Origin of the sequence: Ottowia sp. (assembly GCF_035325765.1) — a bacterium.
In the GTDB taxonomy this organism is placed as follows: Bacteria; Pseudomonadota; Gammaproteobacteria; order Burkholderiales; family Burkholderiaceae_C; genus Ottowia.
The window spans coordinates 1-18,039 of sequence record NZ_DAOKZG010000019.1; the positions used below are offsets into that span (position 1 = coordinate 1).

15 protein-coding genes are annotated in these 18,039 nt (G+C 69.4%); 13 read left to right on the top strand and 2 right to left on the bottom strand.

What is annotated here, in order from left to right:
* Positions 1-182 precede the first annotated feature (182 nt).
* The 13 genes from PKA16_RS08225 (at position 183) to PKA16_RS08285 (ending at position 15,930) form a co-directional block, all read left to right on the top strand.
* A complete protein-coding gene (locus PKA16_RS08225; protein ID WP_324402174.1) occupies positions 183-791 on the top strand; it encodes a TetR/AcrR family transcriptional regulator in 609 nt (202 codons plus the stop codon).
* A 99-nt stretch (positions 792-890) separates the two neighbouring features.
* Positions 891-1,310 (top strand): hypothetical protein, encoded by a 420-nt coding sequence (locus tag PKA16_RS08230; protein ID WP_324402256.1) that lies wholly within the window; start codon positions 891-893, stop codon positions 1,308-1,310.
* 66 nt (positions 1,311-1,376) lie between these two features.
* Positions 1,377-2,375: a secretion protein HlyD gene (hlyD, locus tag PKA16_RS08235; RefSeq protein ID WP_324402176.1), complete on the top strand. Its 999-nt coding sequence runs from the start codon at positions 1,377-1,379 to the stop codon at positions 2,373-2,375.
* 1 nt (position 2,376) lies between these two features.
* Complete coding sequence (locus tag PKA16_RS08240) at positions 2,377-4,152, top strand: ATP-binding cassette domain-containing protein (protein WP_324402177.1); 1,776 nt, start codon at positions 2,377-2,379, stop codon at positions 4,150-4,152.
* A complete protein-coding gene (locus PKA16_RS08245; RefSeq protein ID WP_324402179.1) occupies positions 4,149-5,318 on the top strand; it encodes an ABC transporter permease in 1,170 nt (389 codons plus the stop codon). The genes PKA16_RS08240 and PKA16_RS08245 overlap by 4 nt, the downstream gene beginning before the upstream one ends.
* Before the next feature lie 4 nt (positions 5,319-5,322).
* A complete protein-coding gene (locus PKA16_RS08250; protein ID WP_324402181.1) occupies positions 5,323-6,441 on the top strand; it encodes an ABC transporter permease in 1,119 nt (372 codons plus the stop codon).
* A 43-nt stretch (positions 6,442-6,484) separates the two neighbouring features.
* The gene (locus PKA16_RS08255; RefSeq protein WP_324402183.1) at positions 6,485-7,849 is read left to right on the top strand and encodes a ferric reductase-like transmembrane domain-containing protein; all 1,365 of its coding nucleotides are present in this window, start codon (positions 6,485-6,487) and stop codon (positions 7,847-7,849) included.
* Between the two features lie 30 nt (positions 7,850-7,879).
* Complete coding sequence (locus PKA16_RS08260) at positions 7,880-9,484, top strand: efflux transporter outer membrane subunit (protein ID WP_324402184.1); 1,605 nt, start codon at positions 7,880-7,882, stop codon at positions 9,482-9,484.
* Positions 9,485-9,535: 51 nt separating this feature from the next.
* Positions 9,536-10,948 carry an MBL fold metallo-hydrolase gene (locus PKA16_RS08265; protein ID WP_324402186.1) on the top strand — a complete coding sequence of 471 codons (1,413 nt, stop codon included), beginning with the start codon at positions 9,536-9,538 and terminating at the stop codon, positions 10,946-10,948.
* Positions 10,945-11,808 carry a TIGR00730 family Rossman fold protein gene (locus PKA16_RS08270; RefSeq protein ID WP_324402188.1) on the top strand — a complete coding sequence of 288 codons (864 nt, stop codon included), beginning with the start codon at positions 10,945-10,947 and terminating at the stop codon, positions 11,806-11,808. Before PKA16_RS08265 ends, PKA16_RS08270 begins: the two co-directional genes overlap by 4 nt.
* Positions 11,805-12,968, top strand: a complete 1,164-nt coding sequence (locus tag PKA16_RS08275) for a lipid A deacylase LpxR family protein (protein ID WP_324402191.1) — start codon at positions 11,805-11,807, stop codon at positions 12,966-12,968. Before PKA16_RS08270 ends, PKA16_RS08275 begins: the two co-directional genes overlap by 4 nt.
* A gap of 37 nt (positions 12,969-13,005) precedes the next feature.
* Positions 13,006-13,467 carry a cytochrome c gene (locus tag PKA16_RS08280; RefSeq protein ID WP_324402192.1) on the top strand — a complete coding sequence of 154 codons (462 nt, stop codon included), beginning with the start codon at positions 13,006-13,008 and terminating at the stop codon, positions 13,465-13,467.
* Between the two features lie 9 nt (positions 13,468-13,476).
* Positions 13,477-15,930 carry a xylulose 5-phosphate 3-epimerase gene (locus PKA16_RS08285; protein WP_324402194.1) on the top strand — a complete coding sequence of 818 codons (2,454 nt, stop codon included), beginning with the start codon at positions 13,477-13,479 and terminating at the stop codon, positions 15,928-15,930.
* 7 nt (positions 15,931-15,937) lie between these two features.
* On the opposite strand, the gene PKA16_RS08290 is transcribed toward PKA16_RS08285, so the two are convergent.
* Positions 15,938-17,299, bottom strand: a complete 1,362-nt coding sequence (locus tag PKA16_RS08290; RefSeq protein WP_324402196.1) for a sensor histidine kinase — start codon at positions 17,297-17,299, stop codon at positions 15,938-15,940.
* The gene (locus tag PKA16_RS08295; protein WP_324402198.1) at positions 17,296-17,967 is read right to left on the bottom strand and encodes a response regulator transcription factor; all 672 of its coding nucleotides are present in this window, start codon (positions 17,965-17,967) and stop codon (positions 17,296-17,298) included. The genes PKA16_RS08290 and PKA16_RS08295 overlap by 4 nt, the downstream gene beginning before the upstream one ends.
* Between the last annotated feature and the right edge of the window lie 72 nt (positions 17,968-18,039).

An 18,039-nucleotide genomic window follows, 5' to 3' on the forward strand; every position in this document is an offset into this window, starting at 1 on the left:
GCCGCCGCCTCTGGCGGCGAGCACGTGGAGCTCAGCGACATAGGGGGTGTTTCATTTCACAACGAGCGCCGGCGACCGGCGCCGATCAAGGCGGTCGGGTCGTCTTTGAAAACCCCACTTGCGGAAGCGTCTCCGCGCATGATATGATAGTAATAGGTTACTTACTTCCGGAGCAAGAATCAATGGTTCAACGGCCTCAGCACCTGCCCGCTGACGAACGTCGCGCAGCGACCGTCGAAGCGGTGATCGAGCTCGCAGCAGAGCAGAACCCCGCGGAAATCACGACCACGGCGATTGCCCACCGCATGGGCCTGACGCAGGGCGCCCTGTTCCGCCATTTCCCGACCAAGGACACGATCCTGGAAGCAGCCATGTCCTGGGTCAGCGAGCGCCTGATGACCCGTGTCGACAAGGCGGCCCAGGGCGCGGGCTCGCCGCTGGCAGCGCTGGAGGCCATGTTCCTGGCGCACATCGACTTCGTCGCCAAGCACCCGGGCGTGCCGCGCATGCTGTTTGGCGAGCTGCAGCGCTCCGGCAAGACGCTGGCAAAGACCATGGCGCAAACTCTGATCGAGCAATACGGCGGCCGCCTGCGCCGCCTGCTGGAAGACGGCAAGGCCGCCGGCGAACTGGACCCGGATCTCGACGTCGACGACGCCGCCGTGCTGTTCATCGGAATGATCCAGGGCCTCGTGATGCAGTCGCTGATCGCCGGCAAGGTCGGGCAGATCCGGCGCGCCGCGCCGGGCGTGTTCGAGGTCTATTGCCATGGCATCAGGCGGGTCCGGTGAAGCCGCCTCCACCCGACCGTCACGCAGTGGCGGCCGGGACGGCGAACCAGCGAAGACCCGGAACCCCCCCAGAACGCCGATCAGGCAAAGGCCGTGAAGATGACCCCTCGTGCGCACCGCAACATCGGGGACGCGCTGATTTCCCTGTTCGCCATCGGATTCGGCCTGCTCACGCTGCGCGAGGGTGGCTCCGTCCTGTTTGTCGATGGCCCAGCGCGCCAGGCCGCCGGCCACTACGTGCCTTTCGTGCTCTGGTTCAACTTCCTGGCCGGGTTCGCCTACGTCATCGCGGGCGTCGGCTTGTGGCTGCGCAGGCGCTGGGCCGTCTGGCTGGCGATTGCCATCGCGGCGGCCACCGCGCTCGTGTTCCTGGCTTTCGGCGTGCACGTGGCCAGCGGTGGCGCGTGGGAGCAACGAACCCTGGTCGCGATGACGCTGCGCACCCTGGTGTGGGCGGGCCTGGCGGCGCTGGCCTGGCGCCGATCAGCGACGGACGCGCAGCCCGAACCCGGACACTGAACATTCTTTCCATCCAGCCGAACCTCACCCATGACCACTCCAAATCCCCCCGCCAGGAAAACCCGCTTGCTTGCAATCGCCGTCGCCATGCTCGCTCTCGGCGGTGCACTGGCGTTCTGGCTGATGCGCGGCCAGGAGCCCGAACAGTCGTTGCGGCTCTACGGCAACGTCGACATCCGGGAGGTGCAGCTGGCCTTCCGGCAACCGGGCCGCGTGCTGCAGATGGCCGCGGACGAAGGCGACGCAGTGGCCGCCGGCACCCGCCTGGCCCTGCTCGACCCGCAGCCTTTCCAGGAGGCCCTGGCGGCGGCCGAAGCCTCGGTGCGCGTGGCCCAGGCCGACCTGGACAAGCTGCGCCGCGGCCTGCGTCCGCAGGAAGTGGCCCAGGCGCGCGAGGCCCTGCGCCAGGCCCAGGCCGCAGCGCGCGACGCCGAGCGCAACTTCCGACGCCAGAGCGAGCTGCTCGAATCGGGCGCCAGCAGCCAGCGCCTGGTCGACGCCGCCCGGGCCGCGCACGAGCAGGCCGCCGCCGGCGTGAAGGCACGCCAGGCGGCGCTGTCACAGGCGCTGGAAGGCTACCGGCGCGAGGACATCGCCGCCGGCGAGGCGCGCCTGGCGGCAGCCGAGGCCGCGCGCGACCAGGCCGCGACGGCCCTGGCCGACACCGAACTGCTGGCGCCCAGCGACGGCACCGTGATTTCGCGCGTGCGCGAGCCCGGCAGCATGGTGGCGAGCCAGAGCACGGTCTACAACCTGAGCCTGGACAAGCCGGTCTACGTGCGCGCCTACGTGGGCGAACCCCAGCTCGGCCGCATCGCGCCCGGCACCCGGGTGCGCGTACACACCGACTCGTCCGGCAAGGTCTACCAGGGCCAGGTCGGCTTCATCTCGCCGCGCGCCGAATTCACGCCCAAGACGGTCGAGACCACCGACCTGCGCACGGATCTGGTGTATCGGCTGCGCATCGTCATTGAAGATGCGGATGCCGGCCTGCGCCAGGGCATGCCGGTGACCATCGTCGTCGACGACCAGGGCGCTGCCACCACGGCGCCCCGGGGCTCCTGACATGCCGGCCGTTGCCAAACAGCTCGCCACGGCGCCGGCCGCGGCCGACGCCTCGATCGCGGTCGAGATCGACCGGCTCGACAAGCGCTTCGGCAGCGTCCACGCGCTGCGAGCCTTGAGCGCGAACATCCGCTACGGTCGCCTGACGGGCCTGGTCGGCCCGGACGGTGCCGGCAAGACGACGCTGATGCGCGTGCTCACGGGCCTGCTGACGCCCGATGCCGGCCGCGTCACCCTGGCCGGGTACGACGTGGTGCGCGACAACGACGCCATCCATGTCGCCAGCGGCTACATGCCGCAGCGCTTCGGGCTCTACGAAGACCTGTCGGTGCTGGAGAACATGCGCCTGTATGCGCAACTGCGCGGACTCGATGCGCGACGCAACGCCGAGCTGTTCGCCGAGCTGCTGGATTTCACGCGCCTGGCCCCGTTCACCACGCGGCTGGCGGGCAAGCTGTCCGGCGGCATGAAGCAGAAGCTGGGACTGGCCTGCGCCCTCATGGCCCGGCCGCGCGTGCTGCTGCTGGACGAACCGGGCGTTGGCGTCGATCCGGTGAGCCGCCAGGATCTGTGGCGCATGGTGCAGGCGCTGACCGACGAGGGCATGGCCGTGGTCTGGTCCACCGCCTACCTGGACGAGGCCGAACGCTGCGAAAGCGTGCTGCTGCTCAACGAGGGTCGGTTGCTGTTCGACGGCCCGCCGGAGCGGCTCACGGGGCAGCTTAAGGGTCGCAGCTTTCGGCTGGAGAACGTGGGCGCGCGCCGCCGCGCCCTGCTGACCGAGGCGCTCGACCTGCCGAGCGTGAGCGATGGCGTGATCCAGGGCGCGGGCGTGCGCCTGGTGCTGCGCGAAAGCGCCGAACGCGCGCCGATCCAGGCGCTCGCCGACACCGCAGGGGTTGAACTGGCCCAGGTGCCGGCGCGCTTCGAGGACGCCTTCATCGACCTGCTGGGCGGCGGCCCGGGCGGCACCTCGCAGCTCGCCGAGCGCCTGCCGCCGGTCGAGCTGGGTTCGGACATCGCGGTCTCGTGCCGCAACCTGACCAAGCGCTTCGGCGACTTCACCGCCACCGACAACGTGAGCTTCGAGGTGCACAAGGGCGAGATCTTCGGCCTGCTCGGCCCCAACGGCGCCGGCAAGTCGACGACGTTCAAGATGCTGTGCGGCCTGCTCAAGCCGACCGCGGGCGAAGCGCAGGTGGTCGGGCACGACCTGCGCCGTGCCACCGGGGCCGCCAAGAGCCGGCTCGGCTACATGGCGCAGAAGTTCTCGCTCTACGGCCTCTTGTCGGTGCAGCAAAACCTGGAATTCTCGGCCGGCGTCTACCAGCTCGACGCCGCCACGCGGCGCCAGCGCATTGCCGAAATGATCGAGACCTTCGACCTGGGCGGCTGGCTGTCGGCCACGCCGGATTCGCTGCCGCTCGGGCACAAGCAGCGCCTGGCGCTGGCCTGCGCGCTGATGCACCGGCCGCCGGTGCTGTTCCTGGACGAGCCCACGTCCGGCGTCGACCCGATCACGCGGCGGGAGTTCTGGACCCACATCAACGGCCTGGCGCGCAAGGGCGTGACCATCATGGTCACCACCCACTTCATGGACGAGGCCGAATACTGCGACCGCGTGGCCATGCTCTCGCGTGCGCAACTGATCGCGCTGGATACGCCCGACGCGCTCAAACGTTCGGCGGTCAGCCCCGAACGACCCGACCCGACGATGGAGGACGCCTTCATTCACCTGGTGGAGTCGTCAGACCGCGAGCTGGAGGCCGCCACATGAACGGCGCCACAATGCACAAAGACGGAAGTGGCTCCCTGCAGACCGACTTGCGCCATTTTGATCTACGGCGCTTGATCGCCCTGGTGACCAAGGAAAGCTACCAGGCGCTGCGCGACCCCTCGACGCTGCTGATCGCGTTCGTGCTGCCGGTGGTGTTGCTGCTGCTGTTCGCCTATGCGGTGTCGCTGGATGCCAAGGAGGTCCGCGTCGGCGTCGTGCTGGAGTCGCCCGGTGCATCGGCGCAGTCGCTGGCCGCTGCCTTCTCGGGCACCCGCTTCTTGAAGACGCAATTCGCCCACGACCGGCGCGAGGTGGCAGACCAGCTCGTCTCCGGTGCGCTGCGCGGCTACGTCGTCATTCCGCAGGATTTCGAGCAGCGCCTGGCCCAACGCGGAGCAGAGCCACTGGTGCAGATCGTCACCGACGGCTCCTACCCCAACACCGCCAACTACGTCGAGAACTACGCCCGCGGCGTGGTGCAGACCTGGCGCGCCGGACTCGAGGTGGGCGCGCCGCCCCAGTCCGTCATGCTCGAGCCGCGCTACTGGTTCAACCCCGAGCTGGAAAGCCGGCGCGCCCTGATTCCCGGCGCCATTGCCATCGTCATGACCATCATCGGCACCATGCTGACCGCGCTGGTGGTGGCGCGCGAATGGGAGCGCGGCACCATGGAGGCCGTGCTGTCCACCCCGGCCTCGGTGGCCGAGATCCTGATCGGCAAGCTGCTGCCCTACTTCGTGCTCGGCATGCTGTCCACGCTGGGCGCCGCGGCGCTGGCGGTGTTCGTGTTCGGCGTGCCGCTGCGCGGTTCGCTCGCGGCCCTGCTGCTGCTGTCGGCGGTGTTCATGGTGCCGGCGCTGGGCCAGGGCCTGCTGATCTCCTCGCTCGCGCGCAACCAGTTCCTGGCGGCGCAGATCGCCCTGTTCACCGGCTTCCTGCCGGCCTTCATGCTGTCGGGCTTCCTCTACGAGATCGACGCCATGCCGGCGCCGATCCGCGTCGTCACCCGAGTGGTTCCGGCACGCTACTTCGTGGATTCGCTCAAGACCGTGTTCCTGGCCGGCGACATCTGGGCAGTGTTCCTGCCCAACCTGGCGGCGATGGCGGCGATCGGCGCCGTCTTCTTCCTGATCGCCAAGCGCGCCACGCGCAAGAACCTGGAATAGCCCCATGTTCGGCTCCGCCTTCAGCTTCATCCGCCTGCGCGCCCAGTTCATCAAGGAGGTGCTGAGCGTGCTGCGCGATCCGCGCAGCCGCATGGTGGTGTTCGTGCCACCCATCCTGCAACTGCTGGTGTTCGCCTTTGCCGCGACGCTCGAGGTGCGCAACGTCGACATCGCGGTCTACAACCAGGACGCCGGCCGCTGGTCGCAGGAACTGGTGCAGCGCCTGGACAGCGCGCGCTTCATCACCCGGCTGCGCCACGTCGACAGCCCGCGCCAGATGCACGACATGATCGACCGCGGCGAAGTGATCGCGGCGCTGGCGATTCCCGTCGACTTCTCGCGCACCATCGCTGCCGGCGAGAGCGGCCGTACCCAGGTGCTGGTCGACGGCCGGCGCAGCAACTCGGGCCAGATCACGGTGGCCTACCTGTCCACCATCGCCGCCGACGTCGGCGCCGAGGTGGTGCCGGACGCCCAGGCTCCGACGCCCGTGGTCGTGCGGCACTGGTTCAATCCCAACCTCACCTACCGCTGGTTCATCGTGCCGGGCCTGACCGGGATCCTGGCCCTGTTCAGCGCGCTGCTCATCACCTCGCTGTCGATCGCGCGCGAACGCGAACTCGGCACCTTCGACCAGCTGCTGGTCTCGCCCACCTCGACGCCCGAGATCATCGTCTCCAAGTCGCTGCCCGCGCTGGCCATCGGCACCATGCTCGGCCTGTTCATGGTCGGCGCCGGCATCTTTCTGTTCCGCATCCCCTTCACCGGATCGTTCGCCCTGCTGCTGGCCAGCCTGGTGCTGTTCATCCTCTCGGTGGTGGGCATCGGCCTGATGATCTCGGCCGTCAGCATGACGCAGCAGCAGGCGATCCTGGGCGCCTTCGCCATCGGGGTGCCGGCCGTGCTCATGTCGGGCTTCGCCACCCCGGTGGAAAACATGCCGCTGGTGCTGCAATGGCTGGCCCAGGCCATTCCGCTCACCCACTTCCTGGTCATCGTCGAGGGCAGCTTCCTGAAGGCCATGCCGGCGCACGACATCGTCGCCAGCCTGTGGCCGCTCGCCGCGATCGCGCTGGCCACGCTGACGCTGGCCACCTTCTTCGTTCGAGGGCGCCTGCAATGACGCGCCATGGACCCTGCGGAAATCAACCCTCGCCGGAGCCCTCATGCTGAACATTCAACGCGCCTTCTGGGCCAGCCTGATCGTCCTGACCCTGTTGTGGGTCGCGGCCGAGCCGCAGTTCTATCAGGCGGCGACGGTGTTCGAATGGCGCCGCCACATGCGCCAGCTCACCGGCCTGCTCGCCATGGGAGCCATGAGCCTGGCGATGCTGCTGGCGTTGCGCCCGCGCTGGCCCGAGCGCTGGCTGGGCGGGCTGGACAAGATGTATCGCCTGCACAAGTGGCTGGGCATCATTGCGCTGATTTTCTCCATCGTGCACTGGCTGTGGGTCAAGGCGCCGAAATGGGCCGTCGGCTGGGGCCTGCTCGAGCGCCCGACGCGCGGCGGCAGGGGCGGGCAAGGCGCGATCGACAACGTGTTCGAAGCCTGGCTGCGCAGCCAGCGCGGGCTGGCGGAATCGACCGGCGAATGGGCGTTCTACGCCACGGTCACCCTGATCGCGCTGGCGCTGATCCGCTACTTTCCCTACCACTGGTTCTACAAGAGCCATCGCCTGCTGGCCGTCGCCTACCTGGTGCTGGTGTTTCACAGCGTGGTGCTGCTGGAGTTTGCCTACTGGAGTGCGCCCATCGGCTGGCTGACGGCGGCCCTGCTTGCCGGCGGCACGGCAGCCGCCATCGTGGTGCTGCTGGGCCGCGTCGGCGCGCAGCAGACGGTGCCGGCGCGCATCGCCGCGCTCAACTACTACCCGGGCGTCGATGCCCTGGAAATCACGGCCGACGTGCCCGGCTGGCCAGGCCACAAACCGGGCCAGTTCGCCTTTGCCACGTCGGATGCGGGCGAAGGCGCACACCCCTACACCATCGCCTCGGCGTGGAACCCCGAGCGTCCGCAGCTCACCGCCATCATCAAGGGCCTGGGTGACCACACGCGCCGCCTGCGCGAGCGACTGCGGGTCGGCCAGGCGCTGAAAGTGGAGGGCCCTTACGGCTGTTTCACCTTCGACGACGGCAGCATGCGCCAGATCTGGATCGGCGCCGGCATCGGCATCACGCCCTTCATCAGCCGCCTCGAGTTCATGCGGCTGCAAGCCGAGGGCGGGCACCCGAGCTGGCCACGCGGCCAGCACATCGACCTGTTTCACAGCACCGCCGACGTCGACCGCGAAGCCCTGGCGCGCCTGGCAACCGATGCGCGCGCCGCCAAGGTGCGCCTGCATGTCTTCATCGACGCCCAGCACGGCCGGCTCACCGGCCAGCGCATCCGCGACGAAGTGCCCGAGTGGCGCGAGGCCAGCATCTGGTTTTGCGGTCCGGTCGGCTTTGCCGACGCCCTGCGCCGCGATTTTGCCGCGCACGGCTTTCCCGTGCAGCAGCGCTTTCACCATGAGTTGTTCCAGATGCGCTGAACGCGCCTGTGATCCTGAAGGAGTCCCGTCATGCCACCCCGCCCTGCCCCCGCAAGCGCTCCAGCGTCCGCCCCGACCGCGGCGCGGCTGCGCCCGCTGGCCGTGCTGCTCGCTGCCGCCCTGCTCACCGCGTGCACCACCGTAGGACCGAACTACCAGGCACCGCAACTGCCGGCAAGCCAGGGCCGCTGGAGCCAGTCGGTCCTGCCCGGCGCCGAACCCGCCGAACTCGCACGCTGGTGGGCCAGCCTCGGCGATCCGGTGCTGCAGCGCCTGGTCGAAACCGCGCTGGCGCAGAACCTCGACCTGCGCCAGGCCGCGGCGCGCATCGACGAGGCGCGCGCCCTGCGCGACCGCGTCGCCGGCGCCGCCCAGCCGAGCGCCAGCGTCGGTGCCAGCGTGAACCGGCGCCAGCAGAGCAGGAACGGCCCCCTGCCGGTGGACACCATGCCGGGGCTGGAAGCCGCCCAGACCATCTACGACGCCGGGTTCGACGCCGCCTGGGAGATCGATCTGTTCGGCGGCCAGCGGCGCGCCCTGGAGAGCGCCGATGCCAAGCTGGCGATGACCGAGTCCGAGGCGCAGGGCGTGCGCATGCGCGTCGCCGCCGAAGTGGCGCGCACCTGGCTGACCGCGGTCGGCGCGGGTCACGAGCTGCTGACGCAGCAGGATCGCCTCGCGACCCTGCAGCAGACGCTGGAGCTGGTGCGCCGCCGCCACGCAGCGGGCGACGCTTCGGTCGCCGACGTCGATGCCGCCTACGGCCAGTGGGCCCAGGCCAATGCCGCCCTGCCCGAGATCGAGGCGCGCCAGCGCGGCGCCGTGCTCGGACTGGGCGTGCTGCTGGGCGCGCCGCCGGAGCAGGAGCTGGCGCTGCTGGACACCGTGCCGGCGCCGCTGACGCTGCGTTCGCTGCCCGTGGGCGAGCGTGCCGACATCTTGCGGCGCCGGCCCGACGTGCTGGCGGCCGAACGCAAGCTGGCGGCCAGCACGGCCGACATCGGCGTCGCCACGGCCGAGCTGTTCCCCAAGCTCTCGATCGGCCTGGGCGGCGGCTTCCAGGCGCTCAGCAGTGGTGACTGGTTCAGTTCTTCCAGCACGCGCTTTTCAATTCTGCCGCTGATCTCCTGGCGCGTCTTCGATGGCGGCCGCGTGCGTGCCGAAATCCGGGCGCGCGAAGCGCAGCAGCAGCAGGCCGCGCTCGCCTACGAGCAGGCGGTGCTGATGGCGCTGGGCGACGCCGAGCGCGCGTTGACCGACTACCAGGCGCAACTCGATACCCTGGCGCGCAACTGGGGCGCGCTGGATGCCAATCGCCGCAGCTTCCAGCACGCCCAGGCGCGCTACGCGGCCGGCGACATCACGCGCGTCGAACTGCTGGCGACCGAACGCCTCCTGCACGAGAGCACCACGTCCATCGTGCGCAGCCACACGGCAGCCAGCGTGCAACTGGTGGCCGTGTACAAGGCGCTTGGCGGCGGCTGGGAGGCGCCGCCGGTGGCGCGGACGACAACGGGCAATCCCCCGCCCCAGCCGGCCGCCCCGTTCGATTCGGTGGCGCGCGCGGATCTTCAGCGCGCCAGCGCCAAGCTGGCGGTGGCCCAGCCCCAACCCGCGGGCGCGGCCACGCCATGAAGCCGCGCGCCCCCTCTTGCCAACCCTCAGACCTCTCGGAGTAGGCAGAACATGAAACTGAGCTTTTTCGGCGCTGCGCGCGAGGTCACCGGCTCCTGCTTCCTGATCGAAGCCACCGGCGCGCGCTTCCTGGTCGACTGCGGCATGGTGCAGGGCGGGCGCGAGGCATCCGCACGCAACCACGAGCCCTTCGATTTCGACCCCGCAACGATCGACTTCGTACTCCTCACCCATGCCCACATCGACCACAGCGGCCTGTTGCCCAAGCTCACCCGCGCCGGCTTTCGCGGACCGATCTATGCCACGACGGCAACGGCCGACCTGCTCGGCGTGATGCTGCCCGACAGCGCCCACATCCAGGAGAGCGATGCGCGGCGCGATGCCCGGCGCGCACGGGGCGCTCCCCCCCTGGCCCCGCTCTACACCCTGCACGATGCGCAAATGTGCCTGCGGCAGGTTCGAAGCGTGGACTACGACCGCGAGTTCGCGCCCCGCGTCGGCGTGCGTTGCCGCTTGCGTGACGCCGGCCACATCCTGGGCTCGGCGATCGTCGAGGTCTGGATCACGGAATACGGCCACGCCACCAAGCTGGTGTTCAGCGGCGATCTCGGCCAGCCCGGCCGCCCCATCCTGCGCGACCCGACGCCGATCGACGAGGCCGATGTGCTGGTGCTGGAGTCGACCTACGGCAACCGCCACCACCCCGACCCGACCGCCACCGAGGACGAAATGATCGCCCTCGTCGAGCGCACGCTGCACCAGCGCGGGGGCAACGTCATCATGCCGGCGTTTGCCGTGGGCCGCACCCAGCAGATCATCTACCTGCTGCATCGCCTGGCCCGCGAAGGTCGGCTGCATCATCCCATGGTGTTCGTCGACTCGCCCATGGCCACCGAAGCCACGCGCATCACGCGCCAGCACCTGGAACTGTTCGACGAACAGGCGCGCAGCCTGGCCGGCTGGCACGCGCGCGGCGGAAACCTGCCGTTCCTGCATTTCACCGCGAGTGCCGAGGAATCGAAGGCCCTGAACCAGATTCGCTCGGGCGCCATCATCATCTCCGCCAGCGGCATGTGCGAGGCGGGCCGCATCCGCCACCACCTGCGCCGCAACCTGCCGCGCCCCGAGTGCTGCGTCCTGCTCCCCGGCTTCCAGGCCCAGGGCACGCTGGGTCGGCGCCTGGTGGACGGTGCCACGCAGGTCCGCCTTTTCGGCGAGGACATCCCGGTGCGCGCTGAAATCCGGACCGTCGAAGGCCTGTCGGCACACGCCGACCAGAAGGCCCTGCTGGACTGGGCTGGTGCCTTTCGCCAGCCGCCCGCGCGCACCTTCGTGGTGCATGGCGAGCCCGCCGCCGCCACCACGCTGGCCGACACCTTGCATGAAAAACTTGGCTGGCATGTCAGCGTGCCGGAGCGCGGAGAGTCCGCGTGCTGGCCCGAGTTCCTGGCAACCCCGAAATGAGCCTGCCGCCCGAACTGGTCGCGCGCCAGCGCGCCATCCGCGAGTCGCCCAGCTACCGCCTGGCCAGCGAGGACACGGAGCTGCTGGCGCAGGACGAGCTGCGCCCCGTGCGCTTGCAGCTCGAACTGCTCAAGCCCGAGCGTATCCTGCGCGAGCACGGCGTGCATTCGACCGTGGTGGTCTTCGGCAGCGCCCGCATCAGCGACACCGAGGCCGCTTCGGCACGGCTGATGCAGGTGGAGCAGCGTCAGGCCGATCCCGGCGCCGACGCGCCCGAATTGCGGCTGGAACTGGCGCAGGCACGCCAGCGCCTGCGTCAGGCCGGGCACTACGAAGAGGCACGGCGCTTCGCACAACGCATCTCCGAGCGCTTCCAGCAGCGCGGGCGCCGTGATTTCGTGGTCGTCACGGGCGGCGGGCCGGGCATCATGGAAGCCGCCAACCGCGGCGCGTTCGAGGCCGGAGCGCGCTCGGTCGGGCTCAACATCACCCTGCCGCACGAGCAGCAGCCCAACCCCTACGTCAGCCCGGAACTGACCTTCCGCTTCCACTACTTCGCCGTGCGCAAGATGCACTTCCTGATGCATGCGCGCGGCCTGGTGGCATTTCCCGGCGGCTACGGCACGCTGGACGAATTGTTCGAGGTGCTGACGCTGATCCAGACCGGCAAGATGGCGCCGATCCCGGTGGTGCTGGTCGGCCGTTCATTCTGGCGCCGGGCGGTCGATTTCGATCACCTGCTGGAGGAGGGCTACATCAGCCCGACGGACTTCGACCTGTTCGACCGCGTCGACACGGCCGAGGAGATCATCGAGGTGCTCGAGCGCTTCCACGCCGATCGCATGCCGGATGCGCCATGAGGTGCCGCCGCGACCTCGCGCGACGCGCCCTGCGCGGCGCCGTCATTGCCCTCCTGGTCGGCCTAGCAGCCACCGCCATGCCGGTGCAAGCGCAAACGATCACTGCCGGCTGTGCCCCGGAGCAATCGCTGCGCTGGCGCGGGGGCACGCTGCGCCTGGAAAACGACCTGTTTGCCGGCACCGACCGGAACTACAGCAACGGCGTGGCCCTGGCCCTAGTCTCGCACGACATCGAAGACCGCTTGCGACCCGAATGCCTGCCGCCGCCGCTCGGGCTCTACACGCGTTTCCTGGCCTGGGCGAATCCGGGCTTCTGGGCCGGACCCGCCGCCTCATCCGTGACCCAGAACGTCGTCATGCGCATCGGGCAATCCATGTACACGCCCGAAGACGAGACCCGCTCCGACCTGATCGCGGACGACCGACCCTATGCCGGCCTGCTCTACCTGGGCCTGGCCTGGAACCGACGCGTACACGCACCGGCCACTCGCTTCGAGATTCTGGACACGCGCGAACTGACCCTGGGCGTGATCGGGCCCGGTTCGCTGGCGCGCCAGTCGCAGAACCTGATCCACGACCTGCGCGGCATCGACCGCTTCCGCGGCTGGAGCCACCAGCTGCGCAACGAACCGGCGTTCCAGTTTGCACTCGAACGCAAGTTCAAGCCGCATGCCGAAGGCGCCATCCAGTCCGGCTGGGGCAGCGACGCCATCGCTGCCTACGCGCTGCGCCTGGGGAACATCGAAACCGCTGCCAGCGCCGCAGTCGAGGTGCGCGCCGGCTGGAACCTGCCGAACGACTTCGGCAGCTATCCGATCCGCCCCGGCGCCGAGAACCGGCCGCCCTCGGCCGCCGCCGCCCTGCGCAGCACGCGCCCGCAGGCCTCGACCGCCCCCAGGCCCGGCGTGCACGCCTTCCTGAACCTCGAAGCCAAGGCCGCCGCCTGGGATTTTTCGCTCGACGGCAACCTGTGGCGCACCAGCCACCGCGTCGACCGCCGCCCCTGGGTGGCACAGGCCGCCCTCGGCGTCAGCGCCCAGTGGTTGATGCGCGGACACGGCGTGCGACTGGCGCTGATGCGCGTCTGGCGCACGCGCGAATTCGACCAGCAGCGTGGCCGTCACGCCTTTGGCTCGATCGCACTCAGCATGGAATTCTGAAACCGCGCCGTGTTGGCGCAACACCCTCGGAGCAGACATGAACCGCACGACCCGCTTCCTTTCGACATTCGCCCTCGCCCTGCCCGCCATCTGGATGAGCGCGGGACATCCGGCACCGGCGCGGGCCGCCGAGCCGGAGCAGCCGATGGCGCTGCGCGGCGTGATGCAGCAGCTCGGACGCGACATGCAGGCTGTCACGGGCGCCATCTCCAAGGAAGACTGGGCCGTCGTGGCCGACCTGGCGCCGCGCATCGCCCGGCACGAACAACCGCCGGCGCGGGAGAAGCTGCGCATCCTGGGCTGGCTCGGCAGCGATGCCGGCAAATTCCGCAGCCTGGACGGCGAGGTCGAGCAGGCGGCCACGGCACTCGGCGAAGCCGCTGGGCGCGCCGATGGCCCGGGCGTGATCGCTGCCTTTGCGAAGACCCAGCAAAGCTGCCTGGCTTGCCACCAGGAATTCCGCGGTTCGTTCATCCAGCATTTTTATGAGCAACGGTGATTTCGGACCATGATCATTTCTGCCCCCAATCGCCAGCGCTGGCTCATTGGCCGCGGACCCATCGTGCACACGCTCGCGACGGTGCACCGGGTGGACGCGCTCATCCAACGCCTCGTCGCCAACGGCCGCTTCGACGATGCCTGCGAGGCCTACGGGCTGCTGGCCGCGGCGGACCGCCTGAGCTGCGTCGCGATGAACGTCGTAGCGCACATGAGTTACGCACGCCGCTTCGACCTGTCTGGGGCGCCGCTGGCGGCCGAGGACTTCAAGGCGGTGCCCGAAGGACACACGGGGGGTGCTCTCAACATGGTGCCCGCCTTCGTTGGCTATTTACTAGCAAATGCGCTCACGGGCACCACGCGCGGCTGGATCATGGGCCAGGGCCATTGCGTGGCCGCCATTGAAGCCGTCAATGCCCTGACCGGCGATGTCTCGCCGACCCAGAAGGGCCGCTACGATCGCAGCGAGGCCGGGCTATCGCGCCTGTGCCGCGATTTCTATTCGTATGCGATCGACGCGCTTGGCCAAGCGGCAGTTCCCGTGGGCAGTCACGCCGGGCCGAACACGGCGGGCGCCGTCTCCGAAGGCGGTTATCTCGGATTCGCCGAACTCCAGTACGTGCACATGCCCTTGCCCGGCGAGTCGCTGGTGGCGTTTCTCAGCGATGGTGCATTCGAAGAGCAGCGCGGGTCAGACTGGGCGCCGCGCTGGTGGCGAGCCGAGGATTGCGGTCTCGCGGTACCGGTCATGATCCACAACGGCCGCCGAATCGAACAGCGCACCCAGATCGCCCAACAGGGTGGCGCACGGTGGCTTGAGGAAGACTTACGCCACAACGGATTCACGCCTTGTACCGTCGATGGCCGCGATCCGGCGGCCATCGCCTGGGCCATCATCGAGGCCGAACAGGGGTTGCAGAACTTCGTTGGCACGCCGGAGCGTCACTACCCGGCGCCTCTACCCTACGTGATCGCGCAAACCGAGAAAGGATATGGCTTCTACGGAGCAGGTACCAACGCTGCCCACAATCTCTCCCTCGAAACGAACCCACGCCACGATGCCGGGATGCGCGCCCTCTTCAATCACAGCGCGCATGGGTTGTTTGTACCCGCGCACGAACTGGACGAGGCGCTGGCCGCCCTTTCGAACCACACCATCCAGCATCGCCCGTTGGAGAGCGCTCATCCGATGGCGCACCGCTGGCCCGCTGCGCCGGTGTTGCCGCCAGCAATCCCCGCGCTGCCCGGTACCGCAGGCAGCGCGATGGAAGCACTGGACGTCTGGTTCGCACGCTTTGTCGAGGCGAACCCGGGCTTGCGTCCGCGGGTCGGCAACCCGGACGAGCTGGCCAGCAACAAGATGGGCACCACGCTGCGGCTGCTTAAGCACCGCGTCAATCAACCCGAAGCAGGTGTGCCGGAAGATCGGCTTGGCAGCGTGATCACTGCGCTGAACGAAGAGGCCGTAGCGGCTGCGGCGCTGGCCAACAAGGGTGGCCTGAATCTGATCGTTAGCTATGAAGCATTTGCGGTCAAGATGCTCGGCCTGATTCGCCAGGAGATCAATTTCGCACGTCGCCAGCGCCAGGCTGGTCGACCCGCTGGCTGGTTGTCGGTCCCACTCGTAGTCACTTCACACACCTGGGAGAACGCGAAGAATGAGCAGTCGCACCAAGACCCCACGATCGGCGAGGCGCTGCTGGGCGAGATGTCAGACACAGCTCGAGTGTTGTTCCCAGTTGATGGCAACACGGCCATAGCCGCCCTGCGGGAAGTCTATTCCGGACGCGGGCAGATCGCGTGCCTAATCGTCTCCAAGCGCGAAACCACCCATCGACTCGATGCCGCGACCGCTGAGCGCCTGATGCACGATGGCGCGGTCCACTTGATCGGCTCCCCGAGCGACGCGGAAGTTCAGTTCGTGGCAATCGGAGCCTATCAGCTTGAAGAGGCGATCAAGGCGCAGCAACACCTGGCACAACGCGGCCAGCGCGCGTGCGTGACCGTGTTACTCGAGCCAGCACGATTGCGCCTGCCACGCGACGAGTTGGAAGCGACGTTCACGGCCAGCGAATCGTTCACACAATCACTGTGCCCGCCGGACATGCCCCGCGTGATCATCACACACACGCGCCCCGAAGCAATGCTCGGGCTGCTGCGGCGGATCGACGGCGGCCGGGCGCGGACCCGTGCGCTGGGCTACATCAACCGCGGGGGCACCCTGGACGTGCCCGGCATGCTGTTTGCGAATCGCTGCACCTGGGCCCACCTGGTCGACGCGGCGACCAGCGCCGCCGGCTGGGAGCGCAACGCGCTGCTTGGCCGAGCCGAGCGTGATGCGATTGATGGAATCGGCGACCCGGCTTGTCTGCGCCCGAACAAATTTTCACGCCCAACGTCCAGGCGGGAGCCTGCCAACGCCAACGCTGCGGCGATGCGCCTGCCCCACGGCGCTCCGATGTGATGGCACATCAGGCCGCCGGCAGGCACAGCCGCATGCGCAGGCCGCCGAGTGGCGACTCCAGCGCCTCGATGCTGCCACCATAAGTCTCGGCCAGGGTGCGCACGATATCCAGGCCCAGGCCCGAGCCGGGGCGGCGCTCATCGAGCTGCACGCCGCGCTCGAACATGCGCTCGCGCTCGGCTGGCGCGATGCCAGGTCCGTCGTCGTCCACGGTGAAGCACAGCCGGTCGCCGTCGCGCCGCACGTCGACCCGGACGCGCGCACGCGCCCACTTGCCGGCGTTGTCGATCAGGTTGCCCAGCAGCTCGTACAGGTCCTGCTCCTCGCCGCGGAAAGCCGCGTCGGCAGCGTCCGGTGCCAGCTCGAAGGCCAGCGCGCGCGCCGCGTGCAGGCGCGCCATGGTGCGCAGCAGGGCCTGCAGCGGTGCCAGCACCGGCGTGGCCAGGCCCGTGGCGCGCACGGCGGCAGCGGCCCGCGCGCGCGCGAGGTGATAGTCGACCTGGCGACGCGCGCTGTCGACCTGTTCGCGCACCAGCTGGGCCAGGGCACCCTGCTCCTGTGCCGCGGCGTTGGCCAGCACCGTGAGCGGCGTGTGCACCGCGTGCGCCAGGTTGCCGGCCTGGGCGCGCGCCTGCTCGACCATGGCAGCATTTTCCGCCAGCACGTGGTTGAACTCGCCGACGAGGGGCTGCAGCTCCTGCGGAAAGTTCCCCTCGAGCCGGGTCGCCTTTCCGCCGCGCACCGCGGCCAGGCGGCGGCGCAGCAGCGCCAGCGGGCGCAGCGCCAGCTGCAGCTGCAGCACCACCGCCAGCGCCAGGCCGGCCGCGAGCAGGCCCAGGGCCATCAGCAAGAGGCGCGTGAAGCGCTGGATCGGCTCGGCCACCAGCGCGGTATCGGCCGCCACCACCAGACGCAGCGACGGCGCCTCGTCCTCGGGCAGCTCGACCACGCGCGCCACGGCCAGCAAGGCGTGACCCTGGGCGTCGTGCAGCCGCAGCACCCGATAGCCTTGCGCCGGGTAGCCGGCGGATGCCGGCGGCAGCTGCAGCACCTGGTCCCAGAGCGAGCGCGAGCGCGCCACGCCGGCGCGCGCTGCCGCACCCAGTTCGTCGACCTGCCAGTAGAGGCCGGACAGCGGCTGGTCCAGGCGCGCGTCGGCAGCCATCGGCCCGACGCTCACCTTGCCACCCGGCTCCCAGTCGACGGCGGCGCTCAGGTGGTCGAGCTGCATGACGAGCTGGGCCTGCAACTGCTGCGTGATGTGCTCCTGGAACAGGCTGCGCAGGCCCCAGGCGGCCAGCGCAATCGCGACCACGACCCAGGCCAGCGTCCCGGCCAGCAGGCGCAGCCGCAGCGAACCTCCTTTCATGAGTCGGCGGCGGGATCCACCAGCCGGTAGCCCAGGCCGCGCACGGTCTCGATGCTGCCGGGCGGCAGCTTCTTGCGCAGGCGGCCGACGAAGACCTCGATGGTGTTGGAGTCGCGGTCGCTGTCGTAGGCATAGAGGTGCTCGGACAGTTCGGTGCGCGACAGCACCTGGCCCTTGCGCTGCATCAGCAGGGCCAGCAGCTTGAATTCGTGGCTGGTCAGGACCAGCGGCTGGCCGTCGACCAGCACGCGCGCCTGGCGCGTGTCGAGCGTGATCGGCCCGCACTGCCATTCGGCGCTGGCATGCTCGCCGCCGCGCCGCAGCAGCGCGCGCAGGCGCGCCAGCAGTTCCTCCATGTGGAAGGGCTTGGCCAGGTAGTCGTCGGCGCCAGCGTCGATGCCGGCCACCTTTTCCTGCCAGGCGCTGCGCGCCGTCAGGATCAGGACCGGCATGTTGCGGCCGGCGGCGCGCCAGCGGCGCAGGACCGTCAGGCCGTCGAGCACCGGCAGGCCGAGGTCCAGCACGACAGCATCGAACTCCTCGACGTCGCCCAGGTAGTGCGCCTCGCTGCCGTCGCGCGCCGCCTCCACCGTGTGGCCGGCGTCCGTGATCGCCTGCACGAGCTGGGCGCTCAGCGTCGGCTCGTCCTCCACCACCAGGATGCGCATGAGCCTAGATCCGGGAGTTGGACGAGCCCGCCCGTGCCGCCGTCGGCGTGCCTGGCCAGGGTGGGCGCTGCG